This is a genomic window from Burkholderia sp. Leaf177 (assembly GCF_001424345.1).
GTDB lineage: Bacteria > Pseudomonadota > Gammaproteobacteria > Burkholderiales > Burkholderiaceae > Caballeronia.
Window position 1 is genome coordinate 196,165 of sequence record NZ_LMPF01000024.1, and the last position, 18,923, is coordinate 215,087.

General features: G+C 59.1%; 19 protein-coding genes and 1 tRNA gene. 7 read left to right on the forward strand and 13 right to left on the reverse strand.

The window, feature by feature from the left end; all coding sequences use genetic code 11:
- Positions 1–221 precede the first annotated feature (221 nt).
- The 8 genes from ASG35_RS25265 to ASG35_RS25300 all read right to left on the reverse strand — a co-directional run bounded on the left by ASG35_RS25265 (position 222) and on the right by ASG35_RS25300 (position 10,275).
- Positions 222–3,185: a YadA family autotransporter adhesin gene (locus ASG35_RS25265; protein WP_056364163.1), complete on the reverse strand. Its 2,964-nt coding sequence runs from the start codon at positions 3,183–3,185 to the stop codon at positions 222–224.
- A gap of 491 nt (positions 3,186–3,676) precedes the next feature.
- Entirely contained in the window at positions 3,677–5,029 is a 1,353-nt protein-coding gene (locus ASG35_RS25270) for an MFS transporter (protein ID WP_056364164.1), read from the reverse strand.
- Positions 5,030–5,084: 55 nt separating this feature from the next.
- A complete protein-coding gene (gene pcaC, locus ASG35_RS25275) occupies positions 5,085–5,471 on the reverse strand; it encodes a 4-carboxymuconolactone decarboxylase (protein ID WP_056364165.1) in 387 nt (128 codons plus the stop codon).
- Position 5,472: 1 nt separating this feature from the next.
- The gene (pcaD, locus tag ASG35_RS25280; protein WP_056364166.1) at positions 5,473–6,261 is read right to left on the reverse strand and encodes a 3-oxoadipate enol-lactonase; all 789 of its coding nucleotides are present in this window, start codon (positions 6,259–6,261) and stop codon (positions 5,473–5,475) included.
- The gene (locus ASG35_RS25285) at positions 6,261–7,652 is read right to left on the reverse strand and encodes a 3-carboxy-cis,cis-muconate cycloisomerase (protein WP_056364167.1); all 1,392 of its coding nucleotides are present in this window, start codon (positions 7,650–7,652) and stop codon (positions 6,261–6,263) included. The genes pcaD and ASG35_RS25285 overlap by 1 nt, the downstream gene beginning before the upstream one ends.
- Positions 7,652–8,854, reverse strand: a complete 1,203-nt coding sequence (gene pcaF, locus ASG35_RS25290; RefSeq protein ID WP_056364642.1) for a 3-oxoadipyl-CoA thiolase — start codon at positions 8,852–8,854, stop codon at positions 7,652–7,654. Before pcaF ends, ASG35_RS25285 begins: the two co-directional genes overlap by 1 nt.
- 21 nt (positions 8,855–8,875) lie before the next feature.
- Positions 8,876–9,556, reverse strand: a complete 681-nt coding sequence (locus tag ASG35_RS25295) for a 3-oxoacid CoA-transferase subunit B (RefSeq protein WP_056364169.1) — start codon at positions 9,554–9,556, stop codon at positions 8,876–8,878.
- 26 nt (positions 9,557–9,582) lie between these two features.
- A complete protein-coding gene (locus ASG35_RS25300) occupies positions 9,583–10,275 on the reverse strand; it encodes a 3-oxoacid CoA-transferase subunit A (RefSeq protein ID WP_056364172.1) in 693 nt (230 codons plus the stop codon).
- Between the two features lie 166 nt (positions 10,276–10,441).
- Here ASG35_RS25300 and ASG35_RS25305 point away from each other — a divergent pair, with 166 nt between their 5' ends.
- The 6 genes from ASG35_RS25305 to ASG35_RS25330 all read left to right on the forward strand — a co-directional run bounded on the left by ASG35_RS25305 (position 10,442) and on the right by ASG35_RS25330 (position 14,479).
- On the forward strand, positions 10,442–11,257 hold the full coding sequence (locus tag ASG35_RS25305) for an IclR family transcriptional regulator (protein ID WP_056364174.1): 816 nt from the start codon (positions 10,442–10,444) through the stop codon (positions 11,255–11,257).
- Positions 11,258–11,269: 12 nt separating this feature from the next.
- Positions 11,270–12,250 (forward strand): LysR family transcriptional regulator, encoded by a 981-nt coding sequence (locus ASG35_RS25310; protein ID WP_056364645.1) that lies wholly within the window; start codon positions 11,270–11,272, stop codon positions 12,248–12,250.
- 33 nt (positions 12,251–12,283) lie between these two features.
- Positions 12,284–13,219 (forward strand): LysR family transcriptional regulator, encoded by a 936-nt coding sequence (locus tag ASG35_RS25315; RefSeq protein ID WP_056364176.1) that lies wholly within the window; start codon positions 12,284–12,286, stop codon positions 13,217–13,219.
- Between the two features lie 28 nt (positions 13,220–13,247).
- Positions 13,248–13,703, forward strand: a complete 456-nt coding sequence (locus ASG35_RS25320) for a hypothetical protein (RefSeq protein WP_056364178.1) — start codon at positions 13,248–13,250, stop codon at positions 13,701–13,703.
- Positions 13,704–13,843: 140 nt separating this feature from the next.
- A tRNA-Pro gene (locus tag ASG35_RS25325) sits at positions 13,844–13,920 on the forward strand.
- Positions 13,921–14,104: 184 nt separating this feature from the next.
- Complete coding sequence (locus tag ASG35_RS25330) at positions 14,105–14,479, forward strand: hypothetical protein (RefSeq protein ID WP_056364180.1); 375 nt, start codon at positions 14,105–14,107, stop codon at positions 14,477–14,479.
- A 61-nt stretch (positions 14,480–14,540) separates the two neighbouring features.
- On the opposite strand, the gene ASG35_RS25335 is transcribed toward ASG35_RS25330, so the two are convergent.
- The 3 genes from ASG35_RS25335 to ASG35_RS25345 all read right to left on the reverse strand — a co-directional run bounded on the left by ASG35_RS25335 (position 14,541) and on the right by ASG35_RS25345 (position 17,154).
- On the reverse strand, positions 14,541–14,867 hold the full coding sequence (locus tag ASG35_RS25335; RefSeq protein WP_056364647.1) for an NIPSNAP family protein: 327 nt from the start codon (positions 14,865–14,867) through the stop codon (positions 14,541–14,543).
- Between the two features lie 134 nt (positions 14,868–15,001).
- Positions 15,002–16,480 (reverse strand): MFS transporter, encoded by a 1,479-nt coding sequence (locus ASG35_RS25340; RefSeq protein ID WP_056364183.1) that lies wholly within the window; start codon positions 16,478–16,480, stop codon positions 15,002–15,004.
- Positions 16,481–16,683: 203 nt separating this feature from the next.
- Complete coding sequence (locus tag ASG35_RS25345) at positions 16,684–17,154, reverse strand: VOC family protein (protein ID WP_056364185.1); 471 nt, start codon at positions 17,152–17,154, stop codon at positions 16,684–16,686.
- A gap of 512 nt (positions 17,155–17,666) precedes the next feature.
- Here ASG35_RS25345 and ASG35_RS25350 point away from each other — a divergent pair.
- Positions 17,667–17,912, forward strand: a complete 246-nt coding sequence (locus tag ASG35_RS25350) for a hypothetical protein (protein WP_056364187.1) — start codon at positions 17,667–17,669, stop codon at positions 17,910–17,912.
- Between the two features lie 116 nt (positions 17,913–18,028).
- Here ASG35_RS25350 and ASG35_RS25355 read toward each other — a convergent pair whose 3' ends face one another.
- Together ASG35_RS25355 and ASG35_RS25360 are read right to left on the reverse strand one after the other, a co-directional pair.
- A complete protein-coding gene (locus ASG35_RS25355; RefSeq protein ID WP_056364190.1) occupies positions 18,029–18,418 on the reverse strand; it encodes a MerR family transcriptional regulator in 390 nt (129 codons plus the stop codon).
- A gap of 87 nt (positions 18,419–18,505) precedes the next feature.
- Positions 18,506–18,916, reverse strand: a complete 411-nt coding sequence (locus ASG35_RS25360) for an integration host factor subunit alpha (protein ID WP_056364192.1) — start codon at positions 18,914–18,916, stop codon at positions 18,506–18,508.
- Between the last annotated feature and the right edge of the window lie 7 nt (positions 18,917–18,923).

Below are 18,923 nucleotides of genomic sequence, written 5' to 3' on the forward strand. Positions count from 1 at the left end.
CCGGTTTGCAATACGGTTGGATCCTGAATGCCGAGACTGTCGCGCACTGCGTTATTTGCGCAGCCCGTCAGCACAAAAAGGCAGGCAACGCCGAAGATAATGGCTTTCATATTTCAGCGAGGTGGGCATCCGCGGCAGATCACCGCCGCAGATTGGCTATACGCGCCGCGACGCATCGCGGCGATGAGTGACAGTCGAAACGAGCTCTTCGTGCCGACCGGTTAAATGCCCAACACGTACCCCACGCCCGCGCGGACGATCGTGCTGTTGCCACCTGACGACGACACGCCACCATTGAAGTTGATGGTTCCCTTGTCGTTCCAGCGCGATACGCCGATGCCCATTGCTGCCTGCCCCCGATACGCCGCAACCCCTGCATTCAGCGTGGTGCGTCCTGGCAGATACGGCGTGACGACGTTTAACGCCGATGCCGATGCAATACCTTTGCGCGTATTGCGATCGAGATCGCGGATTTGCTGGTCGGTATTGCTGAACCGTTGATCCGTATAACTGTTGGCCTGACTAAGCGTCGAGCTGGCCGACTTGTTCAGTTGATCCAGATTGACGGCATCGGTCAAAGATGTACCGGCTGCCACATTGGTGATCTGGCGCTCGCTTCCACGCGCTCCAACCGATACCGATGCCACTCGGTCAGCGACAGATCCCGCGCCGAGCGCCACGGAGTTCGCGGCTGTGGCAGTAGCGTTCGCGCCGAGTGCGACGGAATGATCGCCGGTAGCAGCAGCGGCTTCTTTCGATGTATCGCCGGAAGCCGCATAAAGTGCGGTGCTCGACGCCGTGAAGTTGTTCACGCGGGACACCGCGTCGTTGAGTTGCCCAAGGTTCACCCCGTCTGTAGCGACGGCGCCGCTTGCGACGTTGTGCAGAACCGTGCCGCCGGCAATACCTTGCCCCAACGTAGCATTGCCAAGATCGGTGGCGCCAGTTGCATCTTTGTCGTAGGTGAGCGCCGTTGCTGCCTTGCCGTTTTCATCGACAAGACCCGCGGTTTTTAATTGGGCGACGTTGACTGCGTCAGTGTCCGATGTGCCGGCCTTCACATTGGTAATCTGCCGCTCATTACCGGCCGCTCCCACTGACACGCTGTTTTCCCGGTCAGCCACGGAATTTGCACCCAGCGCGACAGAGTTGTCCACGCTTGCCCGAGCATTGCCGCCGATAGCCGTCGCGTCGGCGCCTGTTGCCGTTGCTGCTCCAAGCGTGGTGTTGGAGACGAAGTACTTGAGCGCTCCACCGTTCTGGATGCTGTCGACAAGTTGCGCAGTTTGGAACAACTGGTCGCCGTTCACTGCATCGGTGCTGCCTGCCTTCACCGTGCCCGCCGCTACATTGCGCAACGCGACCGGTGCAGTTGCGTCTGCTCCGCCGAGCGTAATACTCGTTCGATTGACCGTTCCGTCCGGCCGCATGTCGTACGTAAGCGCCGCGGTAGCATTGCCTGCTGAATCCACCAGTCCCGCGTTCTTCAACTGAGCAACGGTGACCGCATCGGAATCGGCTGTACCGGCCTGCACGTTGGTAATCTGCCGCTCGCTGCCCTCAGCACCCACCGATACGCTGTTTGCCCGGTCAGCCACGGAGTTCGCACCCAGTGCAATGGCGTTGCTCCCGCTCGCGAGCGCATTGCCGCCGATAGCCGTCGCGTCGGCGCCTGTTGCTGTTGCAGCTCCAAGTGTCGAATTGGAGTTGAAATATTTCAGCGCTCCACCGTTCTGGATGCTGTCGACGAGTTGCGCGGTCTGGAACAACTGGTCGCCGTTCACTGCGTCGGTGCTGCCCGCCTTGACCTCACCCGCGGCCACGTTGCGCAACGCAACCGGTACGGCAACGCCTTGCCCACCCAGCGTCACGCTGCTTCGATTGACCGTGCCGTCTACATTCAAGTCGTAGGTAACGGCTGCAGCCGCATTGCCTGCCGCGTCGATTAAGCCGGCGCTCTTTAATTGAGCCACGTTGACCGCGTCCTGATCCATCACTCCTGATTTCACATTGGAGATGACCGTTCCGTTGGTTCCGCCGAGCATGACGTTCGCTTTCGAATCGTCTGCGTAAGTCAGCTTCAAGGGTTCTGCTCGAGTCAAACCTGTGAGCAACGTGGTGACGTCGCTCAGGTTCGAGTTGGTTGCGTAAAGTTGCGCGCCGTTCACCGCTTCGCTGCTCAGCGAATTCAATCCACCGGCAGCAACATTGCTGATCCGGACAGCCGGCCCTGACGTCCCGCCGAGTGCAATCGCCGTTTTATCCACGTTGTCATATGCAACGAATCCATTGGTGATGGCACCAGCTGAATTCGTGGTCGCGCCGAGGGCCTTGAGCTGATTCAGGTTGACCGCGTCCGTTCCGTCGCGTCCCGCGGACACATGCACGATGCGCCGTTCAGTCCCGGTATCTCCGACCGACACCACGTTACTCATCGATCCGTCGCTATTTGCTCCGAGCACAACGCTGTTGTTTCCCCGTGCCGTGACATTGCTGCCAAGCACGAACGAGCCTGCGCCGAACGCGACGTTGTCGTTACCCACCGCATAAGTTCCGGCTCCCCCAACGGCGTTGTCCTTGCCGATACCGCCTGCGGCTACACCCATGACCTGGGTGGACGATCCGATTGCCAGCGAATCCGGGCTATTCGCATTAACGTTCGTTCGCCAGCCGATCGCCAGGCTTCGATCTGAATCCGCTGCCGTGCGAACGCCCATCGCGGTAGATTCAGCGCCGTTCGACGACACACCCATCCCGACTGCAACGCTGCCCGCAGCCGCCCCCACGTATGAGCCAACGGCGATCGCGTAGTCGCCCATTGCGTGGGTGTTCACACCCACTGCGACCGAATTGGTGCCGATCGCTTCACTCGGGGTCAGGCCGTCCACAAGCCCCGACACAATCAGTTGTTCCGGCGTCAGGCCGGACGAGACAGTGGGCACCACCGCGGCCAGAGCCTGGCGCAGCTGCGATGCATGAATGAGATCATCGACAAGCGCCGCGCTCGCAGCCGGCGACAAAGTAAGCAAAGAAACAGGTGCCAGCGCGAGCAATATTGCCGTGCCGATCGGGGTTCGCCGGCGAAGGAAGCTCGCCTCAGAGAACGTCCTTACGCGCGACGTACGAAGTCCAATGGCCGACACTTCGGTTGGTTTGTTTGCTGGAACGCGTTGCGTAAATTTCATTTGGATGACTCGCTCAGGTCTTGAGCACGCTTATGCGCACCCGGAAGTGTTGACGTGGCCTCAGGACTGTCCGAACAATCCAGACAATTGACTTGAGCGTATGCAAGAGTTTCTTCGGATAACGAATTACCCTGTTGCACGAAGAAACATCATGGACGCCGCACTTGTGCAACCTGAAAAAGATTGCACGCATGTGTGCTACTTTGACAGATCGAGATAAATTTCCCCTATCAGTAAACTCTTAAATCGAGGGGATCGATGTCATTGATATAGAGAAACCAAGCCGATACAGGGCTCTACAGGTACTCAGTCAACGCGAGTACAGAATAATTCGAGTCTTGCTCTTATCCCGATCGGGCTATATGACGCGATGCGCTCCGTCCTAATCCCAAACCGTGAGTCCATCCCGAACGCAAAACCAAACGCAAAAACGGCGACGTTGTTTCCAACGCCGCCGCTCAACTAAGAACTAATTACTTTGAAAAAACCTTCTATAACGGCCGCCCTTCCATCCCGACCTGCGTGCTTCGCGATACACCGCGCTTGATGATCAACGCGACAGCCGCAATCAGCGACGGCACCGCGAGCAATCCAAAAATGGCGCTGAACCCGACTCCGGCTTGCAGCAGGAAACCTCCCGTCGATGCACCAAGGATTCCGCCGAACCGGCCCACGCCCAGCATCCAGGCAACGCCGGTCGCGCGTCCGCTGGTCGGATAGAACGCGGCAGCCAGCACCGGCAAGGACGATTGCGCGCCGTTCATGCAGACGCCGGCGACGAACGTCAACGCACCGAGCCACATGATGCTCGCCGATTGTTGCCCGACCAGCCACACAAAAAAGCCGGTCAGCACGTAGGTGATGGCAATGACTCGATGCGGCTCGAAACGATCCATCAGCCAGCCGACCCCGATGGCGCCAATGCCTCCGCCAAGCGGAAACAGCGCCGTCACAACGGACGCTTCGCGGATCGTGAAGCCGGTATCGCGGATCAACGTGGGCAGCCAGCTGGTCAACAAGTAATAGACGAGAAGCCCCGCAAAGTACGTGATCCACAGGAGCACTGTCCCCGTCCGGAATTGGCTGGACAGGACAACGGCCAATCCACTGCGCTTTTGTGGATCGGCATTCTCTGGCAGCACGAACCGCAAATTCTGCAGGGGAACCTCGGGGGCGATTCTCCGAAGCACCGCCGAAATCTTATCGACCGGCCAGCCACGCAACACCATGAAACGGACCGATTCCGGCAACACGATCAACACGACCGAAAGCGCCAGCGGCAAGATCCCGCCGACCACAAACACGCTTCGCCAGCCGAAATGCGGGATGATCATCGCGGCAACCAGGCCGCCGGCCGAAGCACCGACGGTGAAACCGCAAAACATCGTGTTGACGATCAACGCACGCATGCGGGCCGGCGAATATTCGGACATCAGCGTGGTGGCGTTGGGCATCGCGGCGCCGAGGCCGATGCCCGTCAAAAGCCGCATGACGGCGAGCATGGAAAGCGATGTGGAAAAAGAGCACAGCACGCTAAAGACGCCGAACGAAAGCACCGAACCGATCAGCACGCGTTTTCTGCCGATCCGGTCGGCAAGCGGCCCGGCAAAGAGCGCGCCTATGGCCAGCCCGAAAAGCGCCGCGCTCATGACCGGCCAGAGCGCGGCCTTGCTCGGATGCCATTCCTGTACCAACGCGGGTGCGACAAAACCGATGGACGCCGTATCGAAGCCGTCGGCCGCCACGATCAAGAAACACAAGATCAGGATCATCCACTGATAGGGCGAAAACCGCCGTTCGTCGATGAACCTTTGCACGTCGAGCGTGCCGTCAAGCTGGGCCATGGTTGTCTCCTGCCATGTATTTTTATTTGGTGACTACACCATACAACGCGCGAAATCAGCCCGGGCGGTCTTCTTCATCGAAGATCTTTTGCGCCAGATGGAACGCCGAATTCGCGGCAGGTACGCCGCAATAAATCGCCGTCTGCAGCAGCACTTCCTTGATTTCATCGCGTGTGACGCCGTTATTCTTCGCGGCGCGCAGATGCAGCGCGAGCTCTTCACTGCGATTGAGCGCGACCATCATCGAGATGGTCAGGAGGCTGCGGGTATGGCGCGGCAAACCGGGCCGCGTCCAGATATCGCCCCATGCATATCGCGTGATCAGATTCTGGAACTCAGTCGTGAGATCGGTGCGATTTTCGAGCGAGCGCGTGACGTGCGCGTCGCCGAGCACCGCGCGACGTACGGTCAATCCCGCTTCGTAACGTTTGTCTTCGGTCATGTCAGTCTCCCAGGAATTCGAGCAGCGTTTTAGTGAAGGCGCCCGCTTGTTCTATGTTCGATAAATGCGCGGCATCGAGCTCGACATATCGCGCGCCTTTTATGTAAGCCGCCAGTTCGCGCCCTTGCTCGGCGGTCGTGGACTGGTCGTGCGTACCGGCGATCACGAGCACCGGCGCCTTGATGGTCTTAGCTTCTTCGCGAGCGTCGGCGTCGCGCAACGCCTCGCAGTTCGCCGCGTAACCCTCGCCCGATGTATGGCGGAACACGTCGCGAATCCCCGACAACAGCAGCGGATGGTCCGCGATAAAAGCCGCCGTAAACCAGCGCTGCAAGACCGGATCCACGAGCGCGGACATACCGCCTTCCTCGCGCGCTTTTGCGGCCCGCGGGTTCCACGTCGCAGCCGAGCCGATCAACGCTGCCGTGTTCGAAAGCACCACGCGCTCGAAGCGCTCCGGAAAGCGCGCGGCAAGCGCAATGCCGGTGATGCCGCCCATCGACAGGCCGCAATAATGCGTGCGCTCGATGCCGAGAGAATCGAGCAGGCCGATCACGTCGCCGGAAAGCTCGTCGAGCGTGTACGGACCCGCCGGCGCGTCCGAGCGGCCGTGGCCACGCGTGTCGTAGCGCAGCACGCGATATTTCGCCGCCAGCGCTTCGACTTGCGGCGTCCACATGGATACGTCGCTGCCAAGCGAATTCGACAGCACAATCCAGGGCGCATCGTGGCCGGCCGAAGCATCGACGCGATAAAACAACTGGATACCGTTGACGGCGGCATAAGGCATTACGAAGCGCTCCTGGATGAATTTGACCGATGCAGCTTCAGTGCGGCATCGACGAAAGCGGCCGCCTGACCCGCGTAATTGGCGGGATCGAGCAGCGCTTGCAGTTGTATGGAAGACAGATGCTGGGTGACGCGTTCATCGTTTGAAAGTACGTCGTGGAGCGTCGTTCCTTTCGAAACAGCTTCCTTCGATGCATGTTCAACGAGCGTATGAGCATCGAGCCGGCCGATGCGATCGCCAAGCGCAAGCATCACCGCCTCGCCGAGGATCAGCCCATTTGTGAGGTCGAGATTGGCTGCAAGCCGCTGCGTGTTCACTTCAATATTCGAGACGATTGCGGTGATCTGGGCGAGTGCTCCGCCGGACAATCGGGCAAGATCCGGCAGCGCTTCCCATTCGGCCTGCCATCCGCCGAGCGCCCTTTCATGCTCCTGCACCATGCCGCCAAGAACGGTGGCCACCAGATTCGGCGCGCGCATTGCGGCGGTCAGAACAGCGGCGCAGCCGACGGGATTACGTTTGTGCGGCATCGTGGACGAACCGCCTTTGCCCGCCGCGGCCGGTTCCGCGAGTTCGCCAACTTCCGTCTGCATATGCAGGGAAATATCTCGGGCAATTTTCCCCAACGTGCCAATGAGCATGCCGAAACACGTCGCCGCCTCTGCGATCCGGTCGCGCTGGGTATGCCACGGCAGCGCGGGAAGTTGAAGCTTCAGATCATCGGCCAATGCTTTCGCCACTTGAGGCGCCTTGTCGCGCAGACTTGCCAGCGTCCCGGCGGCACCGCCGAATTGCAGCACCAGCACGCGCGCGCGGCATTGCGCCAGACGTTCGCGATGCCGCGTCAGCGCGTCGAGCCATTGGGCGAATTTGAGACCAAGCGTAATAGGCAAGGCTTGCTGAAGCCACGTGCGACCGATCATCGGCGTCGTACGATATTTGTCGGCCTGAAGCGCGAGCGCGACGCATAACTCATCGATCCCGGTTTCCAGCACATCGAACGTGGAACGCAATTGCAGGATCGTGCCGGTATCGATGATGTCCTGGCTCGTCGCGCCCCAATGAACGAACTTGGCGGCATCGGCGTCCTTGGACTTGACCGCCGCCGTCAGTTGCTTGACCAACGGAATCGCTAGATTGCCGCTCGACGCGGCGCCCGACATCAGCGTGTCTGCATCGATCAAATCAGCGTTGCACGCGCTCACGATCGCCTCGACCGCGTTCGCCGGAATCACGCCGTGCACGGCCGACGCCCTGGCGAGCGCCGCTTCGACATCGAGCATCGACTGAACGGTCTGGCGTGCCGACCACACGGCGTTCATCTCGTGCGTGCCGCAGATCAGATCGGTGAGCCGCCCGGTCGCGGAAAATGCCGCATCGGACACGGACATCACACGCGCTCGATGGCAATCGCAATGCCCTGCCCCACGCCAATACACATTGTGCAAAGCGCGAAGCGTCCGCCCGTCCGGTGCAGCTGATACATCGCGGTCGTGACAAGTCGAGCGCCGCTCATGCCCAGCGGATGACCGAGCGCGATCGCGCCGCCGTTCGGATTGACGCGAGGATCTTCGTCGGCAATACCGAGCATGCGCAACACGGCCAATCCCTGCGATGCAAACGCCTCATTCAGCTCGATCACATCGAACTGATCGATGCTCATGCCCAGCCGCTTCAACAGTTTCTGCGATGCCGGCGCCGGACCGATGCCCATCACGCGCGGCGGCACGCCGGCCGTCGCGATGCCGAGCACGCGGGCGCGCGGCACGAGACCGAAGCGCTTGGCGCTGTCTTCATCGGCGAGAAGCAGCGCTGCGGCGCCGTCGTTCACGCCCGACGCATTGCCTGCCGTCACGCTGCCGTCCGGCCGCACCACGCCCTTCAACTTCGCGAGCGCCTCGAGACTCGTCTCACGCGGATGCTCGTCTTGCGAAACCAGCACCGGATCGCCCTTCTTCTGCGCGATGGAAACCGACACGATCTCTTGCGCGAGCGTTCCGTCCTTTTGCGCGCGCGCCGCTTTTTGCTGGCTGCGCAACGCGAAGGCATCCTGATCCTCGCGACTCACCTTATAGTCGGTCGCGACGTTTTCGGCTGTTTCGGGCATGGAATCGACGCCGTACATCTTCTTCATCAGCGGATTCACGAAACGCCAGCCGATGGTCGTATCGTAGATTTCCGCCTGGCGCGAGAAAGCGCTGGTCGCCTTGCCCTGAACAAACGGCGCGCGGCTCATGCTCTCCACGCCGCCCGCCAGCATCAGCGCCGCTTCGCCCGATTTGATCGCGCGCGCGGCCACACCGATTGCATCCATGCCCGATCCGCACAGGCGGTTGATCGTCGACCCGGGCAGTGAATCAGGCAAGCCGGCCAGCAAGGCCGACATCCGCGCGACGTTCCGGTTGTCTTCGCCTGCCTGGTTCGCGCAACCGAAAATAAGGTCGTCGATCGCATTCCAGTCCACGTCCTTGTTGCGTTCCATCAACGCGCGCAGTGGCACGGCGCCGAGATCATCGGCACGAACCGAAGACAACGCACCGCCGTAACGGCCAACCGGCGTGCGGATTGCGTCGCAAATGAATGCTTCTTTCATGCCCATCTCCTGTGTTGTCCTTTATTGCGCCGCGACGGTCGAAGCCACCGAGACTGCATCAAGCGGTTCGTACGTCAAGGGCACTTGCGCCAGTTTCTGGAGCTCGTCGAACGACAAGCCATCGATAATTTCCCGCACCACGAATCCACTCTGCGTCACATCGAACACGCCGTGATCCGTGTACACGCGATCAACGCAATCCACGCCCGTCACTGGATAGGAACACTCCGCCACCAGTTTGCTCTCGCCTTGTTTGGTCAGCAGTTCCATCATCACGTAGACGTGTTTGGCGCCGATTGCCAGATCCATCGCGCCGCCGACTGCCGGAATTGCGTCGGGCGCGCCCGTGTGCCAGTTGGCAAGGTCGCCCTTTGCCGATACCTGGAACGCGCCAAGCACGCAGATATCCAGATGGCCGCCGCGCATCATCGCGAACGAATCGGCGTGATGGAAAAACGCGCCGCCGGTGAGCAACGTGACATGCTGCTTGCCGGCGTTGATCAGCTCGTCGTCTTCGGCGCCTTTTTCGGGCGCCGGTCCCATCCCGAGCAAACCGTTTTCGCTGTGCAGAAAAATTTCGCGATCGGCCGCGAGGTGATTGGCGACGAGCGTCGGCACACCGATGCCCAGATTCACGTACGCCCCTTCCTGAATGTCGCGCGCCACGCGCTGCGCCATTTCGTCGCGAGTGAGTTTTTTCATGTCGATTTCCTTTCGATGACCTGCGTTCATGCCGCCAGCTCGGCGGCATGGTCCACCTGCGGCACTTCGATCACGCGCTGCACGAAAATCCCCGGTGTCACGATGTCTTCCGGATCAAGCGTGCCAAGCGGCACGACCTGCGAGACCTGAACGATCGCCGTCTTCGCCGCCGTTACCATGATCGGCCCGAAATTGCGCGCCGTTTTCCGATACACCAAGTTGCCCCAACGATCGCCCCTGAACGCCTTGATCAGTGCGAAATCGGCGTGCAGCGGTGCTTCGAGCACGTAATGCCGGCCATCGATAAGACGCGTTTCCTTGCCCTCAGCCAGCTTCGTGCCGTAAGCGGTCGGCGTGAAAAATCCGCCGATACCCGCGCCCGCCGCGCGAATGCGTTCGGCGAGATTGCCTTGCGGCACGAGTTCGAGCTCGATTTCTCCCGCCCGATACAAACCGTCGAACACCTGCGAATCGCTTTGCCGCGGAAACGAACAGATGATCTTGCGCACGCGTTTGGCTTTAAGCAGCGCAGCCAGCCCGGTTTCGCCGTTGCCCGCATTGTTGTTCACGATGGTGAGTTCACGCGCGCCCTGCTCGATCAGCGCATCGATCAATTCGGACGGCATGCCCGCCGTGCCGAATCCGCCGATCATCACGGTCGCGCCGTCCTGAACGTCCTTCACCGCCTGACTGAGTGAGTCGAAAATCTTGTTGATCATGCTGTCCTTCCTTTGACTGAACCGATATGCATCGCTTGCATTTAGAAGTTCGCTGTGCGAACATCGATTCGTTTAGCGAACAAATGTTATGGTATTCCCGCATTCGTTGCGCTGTCAATGAACCTCGGGTTTGTCCCGATGAGCCGTTTCAAGGACAAGATTCACGATGCCCACCCTTCCTCAGGAAAGCGACCTGCCCGACACGGACCCGGCGTCCCGTCCCGGCGACGCTTATGTTCAGTCGTTCGCGCGCGGTTTGTCGGTGATTCGTTCGTTCAGTGCTTCGCGCCCCGCGCAAACACTGTCCGAAGTCGCGGCGGCATCTGGCTTGACGCGCGCCGGCGCACGACGAATCTTGCTGACCTTACAGGCGCTCGGATATGTTGAAGCCGATGGCCGTCAATTCACGCTCACCGCGAAGATCCTCGATCTCGGTTTCGCATATCTCACGTCCATGCCGTTCTGGAATCTCGCCGAACCGGTCATGGAAGAACTGGTCGGCCAGGTGCACGAAAGCTGTTCGGCGGCCGTGCTGAACGGCACGGAAATCGTGTATGTGCTGCGCGTGCCGACGCACAAGATCATTACCATCAACTTGTCCATCGGCAGCCGTTTGCCGGCGTTTTGTACGTCGCTTGGACGCGTGCTGCTCGCCGCACTCGATGACGACACACTCGACGCCGTCCTCAATGCCAGTCCGCTCGAAGCCCGCACGCCCCGCACGATTACCGATAAAACCGCGCTCAAGGCCGCGCTCAAAGTGGTGCGCAAACAAGGCTGGGCCATCGTCGACCAGGAACTGGAAGAAGGCCTCATTTCCATGTCCGCGCCCATTCGCGACCGCCAGGGCCGTGTGATTGCGGCGCTGAACATCAGCGGCAACGCGCAGCGCAAGAACGCGAAGCAAATGGTGAAAGCGTTCCTCGATCCATTGCTCGATGCAGCGCAACGCGTATCGGAAATGGTCGCGAGGCGCGGCTAGATCATGGCTGCAATGAAACCCGGCGACCTCGCGCTACATGACCTCGACCTGAACCTGATCCCGTATCTGGTTGCAATCGAAGAGACGCGCAACGTCAGTCGCGCAGCCGAACGGCTAGGTGTGAGTCAGCCACGTGTCAGCACCGCGCTGGGACGGCTGCGCACGTATTTCAACGATCCGTTGTTCGTGCGGACATCGCGTGGCATGGACCCGACGCCGCGCGCTCTGGCGCTCGTTCCCGTGGCACGCGAAGCGCTGAATCACATCGAGCGCGGCCTGCTCGACACCCAGCATTTCGATCCAGCCGTGACAACCGATACCTTCGCCATCGCGCTATCCGACGTGGGCGAAATCGTCTTCTTGCCGCGCCTTTTGCAGACGCTCGCGAACGTGGCGCCGCGGGCGAATTTGCGGTCCGTATCGTTGAGGCACGATCAGGTGGAGCGCGCGCTGGAAAGCGGCGATATCGATCTGGCCGTCGGATATTTTCCCGATCTCGACGGCGCCAACTTTTTCCAGCAGCGGCTCTTTTCGCATCGCTTCATCTGCCTGATGCGGCGCGATCATCCGTGCGCACGCGGGCCGCTGACGCTCGGGCAATACATCGAATGCGGCCACGCAGTGGTGCGTGCCGAAGGCCGAAGCCAGGAGATACTCGAGAATTTCCTCGATAAAAAACGCATCCGCCGCCGTGCCGTACTCGAAACGCCGCACTTCATGAGCCTGCCGTTCATCCTCTCGCGCACTGACCTCATCGCGACCGTGCCGCACGCGATCGGCTATGCGTACGTGGCGGAACACGCGTCCATCACGCTTGCCGAGCCGCCGTTGCCCTTGCCCAACTTCGACTTGAAGCAGCACTGGCATCGGAAGTTTCACAACGATCCCCGGACGACATGGCTGCGCGCTCTGGTGGCATCGCTCTTCAACGATGAACTCGATGAATGGCCGAAACGTCCGAACGCAACTCGCTCCATCGATAAACGCCGCTAAACTAAGCGCTTTGTTTTCTGCCGGGAAAGTGTCATGGATGGATTGACCAGCCTGCGCGTCTTCCGCGACGTTGTTGAAGCCGGCAGTTTTGTGAAGGCAGCCGAACGCCTCGACATCTCGACCGCGATGACCAGCAAACACGTCGCGAACCTCGAACGGCAACTCGGCGTGCGCCTCTTGAACCGGACGACGCGGCACTTGAGCTTGACCGAGGCCGGCAGCGTCTATTACGAGCAATGCCGCGAGGCGCTGGACATACTGCAGGCCGCAGAATCCGCTGTGGGTTCGCAAACCGACAAACCGCGCGGCGTGCTGAAGATCACGGCGCCGGGGTGGTTCGCCAATGCAAAGTTCGCCGATATCCTGGTGGCGTATCGTGCGCGTTATCCCGAAGTGCTGATCGATCTGCGGCTCGAGAATCGCTTCGTCGATCTGGTAGAAGAAGGTTACGACATGGCGTTGCGCGCAACGTCCGAACCTTCGCCTACGATGATCGTCCGGCCTCTGTGCAAGGTGCCTTTCGTGCTGGTGGGTTCGCCCGGCTATCTGAAGCGTCGTGGTCAGCCGCAGCATCCGCGCGAACTGGGCGAACGCCACGAGATCATATTGCCGACATACACCAGCGTGGATAGTGTCGAGTTCAGCGGTCCGGATGGCGTGTTCAGCGTCAAGAACAACGCCGTGCTCAAGACCAACGACAGCTCCATGTCGCTCCAGCTCGTACGCGCCGGGCTCGGTCTTGCTTACATGCCGGAATGGATCGTGGAACAGGATCTGGCGTCAGGCGCGTTGACGCATCTGTTCCCCGCTTACACGACCTTCGCGCCGCGCGTCTACGCCGTTTACACAAGCCGCAAATACATGACGACCAAGGTGCGAACGTTCATCGACTTTGTCTCCGAGGCGCTCTCGAATGGTGACGCCTTCGACACACACGGCCCGTCAAATTCGGCTCGAAAACTAGGATAAATCGTATTCAAATCGTGTCACCGCCCGTGTGAAGATCGCGCCGATTCGCTATCTGGTTTCGTTGAAGCGACCTTCCATTTCTCAAGACAACTACGTCGGGCTGGTGATGAATTTCCCCTGGTTTCCGTTGCTCCTCAATTTCGTATTGCTGGCCGCCGCCATCCTGATCTGCAACGTGCTCAACAACGCACGACGCGAGCCCTTCTGGAACGGCGCGCTGATTTTTGTCGGCTTCTGCCTTCTCGCGATGACGCTGGATTTCGTGCTGACCTTCGTCTTTGCGTCGGCGACTACCACGGACAAGGAGCGCTACATCGATTTATCGTCGCTGTCCGCTTGCGGCGAGCGTGCGATCGCTTACGCCATACCGTGCGCGGTTGCGGCCGTCATGGCGCTTAGGTTCCGGTTGCGTGATCGCAGCCGCGAAGAGCCTTCAGTGATGATTCAAACGTCCGAATACACCCAGTCTGAATTGCGGTATTAAGCGACCTTTTGTGAGGCGCTTGGTGCTCCGACCGAATGAACGCAAATTGCTTCCGGAAGGAGTGAATTGCTCGGAACTCCGCTCGAAAACGAGTTCGCCAGTTCAAAATTTGGAAACTCTCTGATATACTTTTCCTCTTTCGGGGCGTAGCGCAGCCTGGTAGCGTACCTGCATGGGGTGCAGGTGGTCGGAGGTTCAAATCCTCTCGCCCCGACCAGTTTGATGAAGGACTTAGGCTTAACCGCCTAGGTCCTTTTTTCGTTTGCTCCGCAATTTTGCTGCAGTGCGCGCATCCGGTCGCGCGCTCGCCGCGTATAGACCTTCAACCACTATAAAACCAAGGCCAGACCGGCCGGCTCAATTCTGCCGCGACCCTACTGCCGCATTCCGGGGAAACACAAATGTCAGTCAGCAAAGGCCGTAAAAAAGCAAACAGCAGCGCTTTCGATAGCAAGCTCTGGCCGGTTCACGCAATGACCGTGTCGAGAAGCGCGTCGCATATTGCCAGCACGTTGTCGCCGCAGCAGCGCATCAATGCGCTGGCGGAAGCACTTGCAGATGTAGCGAAGGATTTTGGCGATGACGCCATCGATGGTTTCCTGGTCGCCATGAAAGGCTGGTTCGCGCAGCGAGATTATGGCGCTGCCGTCGAACTGGTCGGATACTTCCAGGAACACGGACGACTGCCGGAGATTGCGCCGCCTTCGCAGACGGCCCGTCGTGGATCGCGCGGCAGCTCGAAAAACGTCAACACTCCCTCGCTACGTGCCGCATAACATCACGCAAAAACGCCCGGCTATCGAACGATAACCGGGCGTCTTTCAAACAATGCAGCCATCAACGCAAGGCGGAATAAGCCGTTGGCGTCAGAAAATGATTTTCGATGCGCTCGACGATCGGCAACTTCGCCTCCGTCTCGGCGCGCTTGGCGATCCACTCGGCATCGGCTTGAAACGCGTTCCACTTGGTTTCGCGCTCAGCCAGACTTTCCCACTTCAGCAAATACGTCAGGGCGTGATTGCTTGGACCGGCGATCGTCGTAAAAAACCCGATCTGTTCGATGCCATATTTCTTGAAGAATTCCAGCGTGATATTGGTGAACCGGTCGTTCAACGCAGGCAAACGGCCAGGCGCGCAATGGTAGATACGCATTTCAACGATCATTTTTTCCTCGTGGACATAAAATAATGCGGCCGTAAACCAAGCCGCCGTTGGACTCACCACGAGCAATCGTACCGGCGTTTCACTTCGATCGCACTCGGTGGCTGCAAGAAAGCCACCACTACACCACTGCACCACTAAGCTTGCTTGGCCGAAACAAAATCCTCGGCGTCGACGTCATAACCCGACGGTTCCCACCGGATCGAAAGCAACGCAACCAATCCCGCCAGCGGCGCGACCGCAATGATCCAGAAGACCTTCGTGCCCAACGCCGCCGACAGCACGGGAAACAAAAACAACGACACCGTCGAACTTGCGCGCATCAGCGTCTGGTTGAAACCCACGCCAACACCACGCAGCGAAGTCGGGTAACTGAGCGACGCAAACGTCATGCTGTGTGAACCGGGACCGAAACCTTGGCCGAGCAGGAAGACGGCGAGAAAGCCTATCGCCAGCGCAACTTGCGCACCGCCAGCCGGGCGTCCGACCACGGCCAAACCGATCAACGCCGCCAGTTGAAACGCGTAGCCGAGCACGGTCAGCTTCCACGCGCCGACCTTCGGCACGGTGCGCACCGCGATCAGTCCGCCCACGAACGCGAAGCACAAATTCAACGCGAGCGAGGCGAGAATGGTGGTCAACATCGACTGCGCGAGAAAGCTCGAGATGATCACGGGCAAACCGAACGCCACGGCGTTATACGCAAACGATGAAGCCACGGCAATAACGGTCGCGAGGACGGTACGGCGAAGATAAACGCCGCGCAGCAACGCGCCGTAATTGCTCCAGGTCGCCTTGTGCACCGGCGCTTGTGCGCTCTGGAGCGCGGCGGCATCGACGTCTACATCAATGCCGTACGAGCGCTTGAGGATTTGCGCAGCGCCGCGCAAATCGCCCTGGTTTGCGGCCCAGACCGGTGACTCGCTGATGTAACGGCTCCGGATCGCGATGATCACCAACGCCGGCAACGCGCCGAACCCGAGCGTGAGGCGCCATAACCAGCCCGAATGGCTGGCGGGCAACACGGCGTACAAGGCGAGCACCAGAAAGTAGGACACGCTGATGGCGGCATACCAGGTCGGACACCACATCGCAATGCGCGCCGCCTTGTTGCCACGGCCGTTCAGCCGGGAGAACTCCGCAAGAAACGCCATCGCGACTGGCAAGTCGATGCCAACGCCCAGGCCCATCACAAAACGCGCGCCGCCGAGCACCCAGGCATTCGGCGCAAGGCCGCACGCGATCGCCGCGACGACGAAGAAAAACATGTCGGCCATGAAGACGCGGTATCGGCCGATCTTGTCGGTGAGATAACCGCCCAGAAACGCGCCGATGATCGCCCCGAACGTGATGGCCGACGCGACGAAACCCGTGGCCGCCGGCGCCAGCGAAAATTCCCGCGCGATGTCTTTTACGCCGAATGCGAGCGCACCGAGATCGTAGGCATCGAGGAAAACGCCGCCCAGCGCAATCGCGATGACGATGCGCGCGTCGCTTCCTACCGCGGCGCCGCGATTGACGAGGTTCGAGACATCGGCAGCGCTGCGGATGACGGGGCGCGTGGCGTCGGACGCCGACGATGCAAGTGCGGGCTCGGCCGCGAAGGAAGTGGACATGGGATGGGCTGCGCCGAAAGAAGCTGCAAAGAAAGCTATAAAAATTGCTTCAAAACGCGCGATCGTACCGGCGCGCGTGCTTCATCCCAAATTCATTTTTGTTATTTGTTGAATGACGGCGGGCGAAGCGGCCGTTTGGCTAGAGAAGTTCGGCCAGTAGGCGAGCGTTGCGCGCGACGCCTAAAGCGCGCAACGCTTGGAAATTACTGCGACATTGCCGCGGCCGCCGCTTCCCGGATTTGCTCCGGGCTTAAGTCGCGCGTATGCGTTGCGAGCGACCAGCGATGACCGAACGGGTCTTCCACCTGGCCATAGCGGTCACCCCAAAACATGTCGGCGACCGGCATGATGACCTTTGCGCCAGCTTCAACGGCTTGCGCAAAGGCGCTATCGACATCGTTCACATATAGATGCAACGTCACCGGCGACCCTTTCAGCGCGAGTGGACTGTGGTGACCGCAATTCTCGAACTCTTCTGCAAGCATCAATGTGGAATCGCCGATACCGAGCATTGCATGCATCACCGTGCCGCCCGGTCCAGGCAAGCGCATGTGTTCGACCGCATTAAACGCTTTGCCGTAGAACGCAATGGCATCGGCGGCGCCTTTGCAAATCAGATGAGGCGTGATGGTATGCATCCCGTCCGGGATCGGCTTGACGGTAGACGTGGACATTGCAGTGCTCCTCAGTTGAATGTAATGGACCATCTGAAGACGGTGTGGACTTAGCGCCTTCTGTCGACACGACGAGCGAGAGGCGCGTCAATCGACCGATATGAACGAATAATCAATAAAACGGAACCTGTTGCATACGGAAGGGGTGCCGTACAACCGCATTGCAGTACTTTTTGCAATGAGACTTTACGTTGGAAGTGCATACATGGATCACTTTTACCGCCCATTCAAGCGCCGCAGCTTTTCCCGATGCATAATTCCATTCGCTTAAAGTTTATCCAGAATTTAGCCGTAAATGATGCAAACGGTCGAATGATTATGCAATCCGCTGACTTAAGCAGTGTTCAATTCTCTGATCATAATTTCATCTAATTGAATCGCTGTTTATCTACGTTTTCACAACTTCTTTTCTTGAATGAAGCGGCGACGATGATGGGCGCTTGCGCGTTGAGCTTGCACCCGTCCCTTTAAATAACGCTAAAGTTTTTCTCGCGGTGGCCGAAAGCCCATCTATGAACCACGAAAAGAATCTTGCCGACGACTCGAATGATCCGACCTTTCTGAGGGCGCGGGCATTGAGTATCAGTGTCGGCGCAATCCGAAAGGCGCAAGGCAAGGCGTCTCCTGCTGATTTTCCGGTAGGTACCTTGGAGTGGCACGCGGTAGTCGAGGATTTTGCCAATGATGTATTGAAAGCGATGCTTTCGGAATCGGATTTGCCATTGACTGAAATAAGACGCGATAACGCCAGAAAATGACTGGCGCGTCAAATCGCATGTACGTCGCCGCCAAATCTTCAGTCTGTTGATATAAAAAAGAGTCGCTGAATAATCAGCGACTCTTTTCAGTAGCGAGTCGGATATAAGCCTGTCGCTTAACCGCCCAGTAAATCGATCACCTTCAATAATTCCGTGCGCAATTGCTCGACATCGACCGCGACATTTGCTTCAGGCACACCGGCCGTTTCTCCCGCGTCATCCAGATCGGCCGCACTTCCATTCGGACGGCCGTGTGAATCGAGACGGTTACGCGCGCCATTGATGGTAAAACCCTGCTCGTAAAGCAATTCTCGAATGCGGCGGATCAGCAGCACTTCATGATGCTGATAATAACGACGATTACCGCGCCGCTTTACGGGCCTCAACTGCGTGAATTCCTGTTCCCAGTAACGAAGCACATGCGGCTTGACGCCGCACAGCTCGCTCACTTCGCCAATTGTGAAGTAGCGTTTTGCAGGGATTGGAGGCAGGACGACTTTTTCCATCGTCAATCAACCGTCTTGGTGAATGTCGCGAATCTGATGGATATCGCTAATAAGCGCTTGGGCGATACACAACGTATGCCCGTCACTTCAGCGGCCGAAACTGTTTTCAGCACCGGCTTCCACCAGTGCTTTCAACTTCTGACTCGCATGAAACGTGACGACACGGCGCGCCGCAATGGGAATGGCTTCTCCCGTTTTTGGATTACGGCCGGGACGTTGCGGTTTGTCGCGCAATTGGAAGTTGCCAAAACCAGATAGCTTGACACTGTCGCCGCTTTCAAGGGCGTCGCGAATGACCTCAAAAAATGCTTCCACCATGTCTTTGGCTTCGCGCTTATTCAACCCGACGTGGTCGAATAGCATCTCCGCCAATTCGGCTTTGGTGAGCGTAGGCGTTTCTGCCGTTGCTGCACTGTTCGAAGTGGAGACATCTCGGATCATGGCGCTGCGTTGCGCCGAAAGAAGGGCTTCGAAATCACTCGAGTTCATTTGGTTCATATCGAAA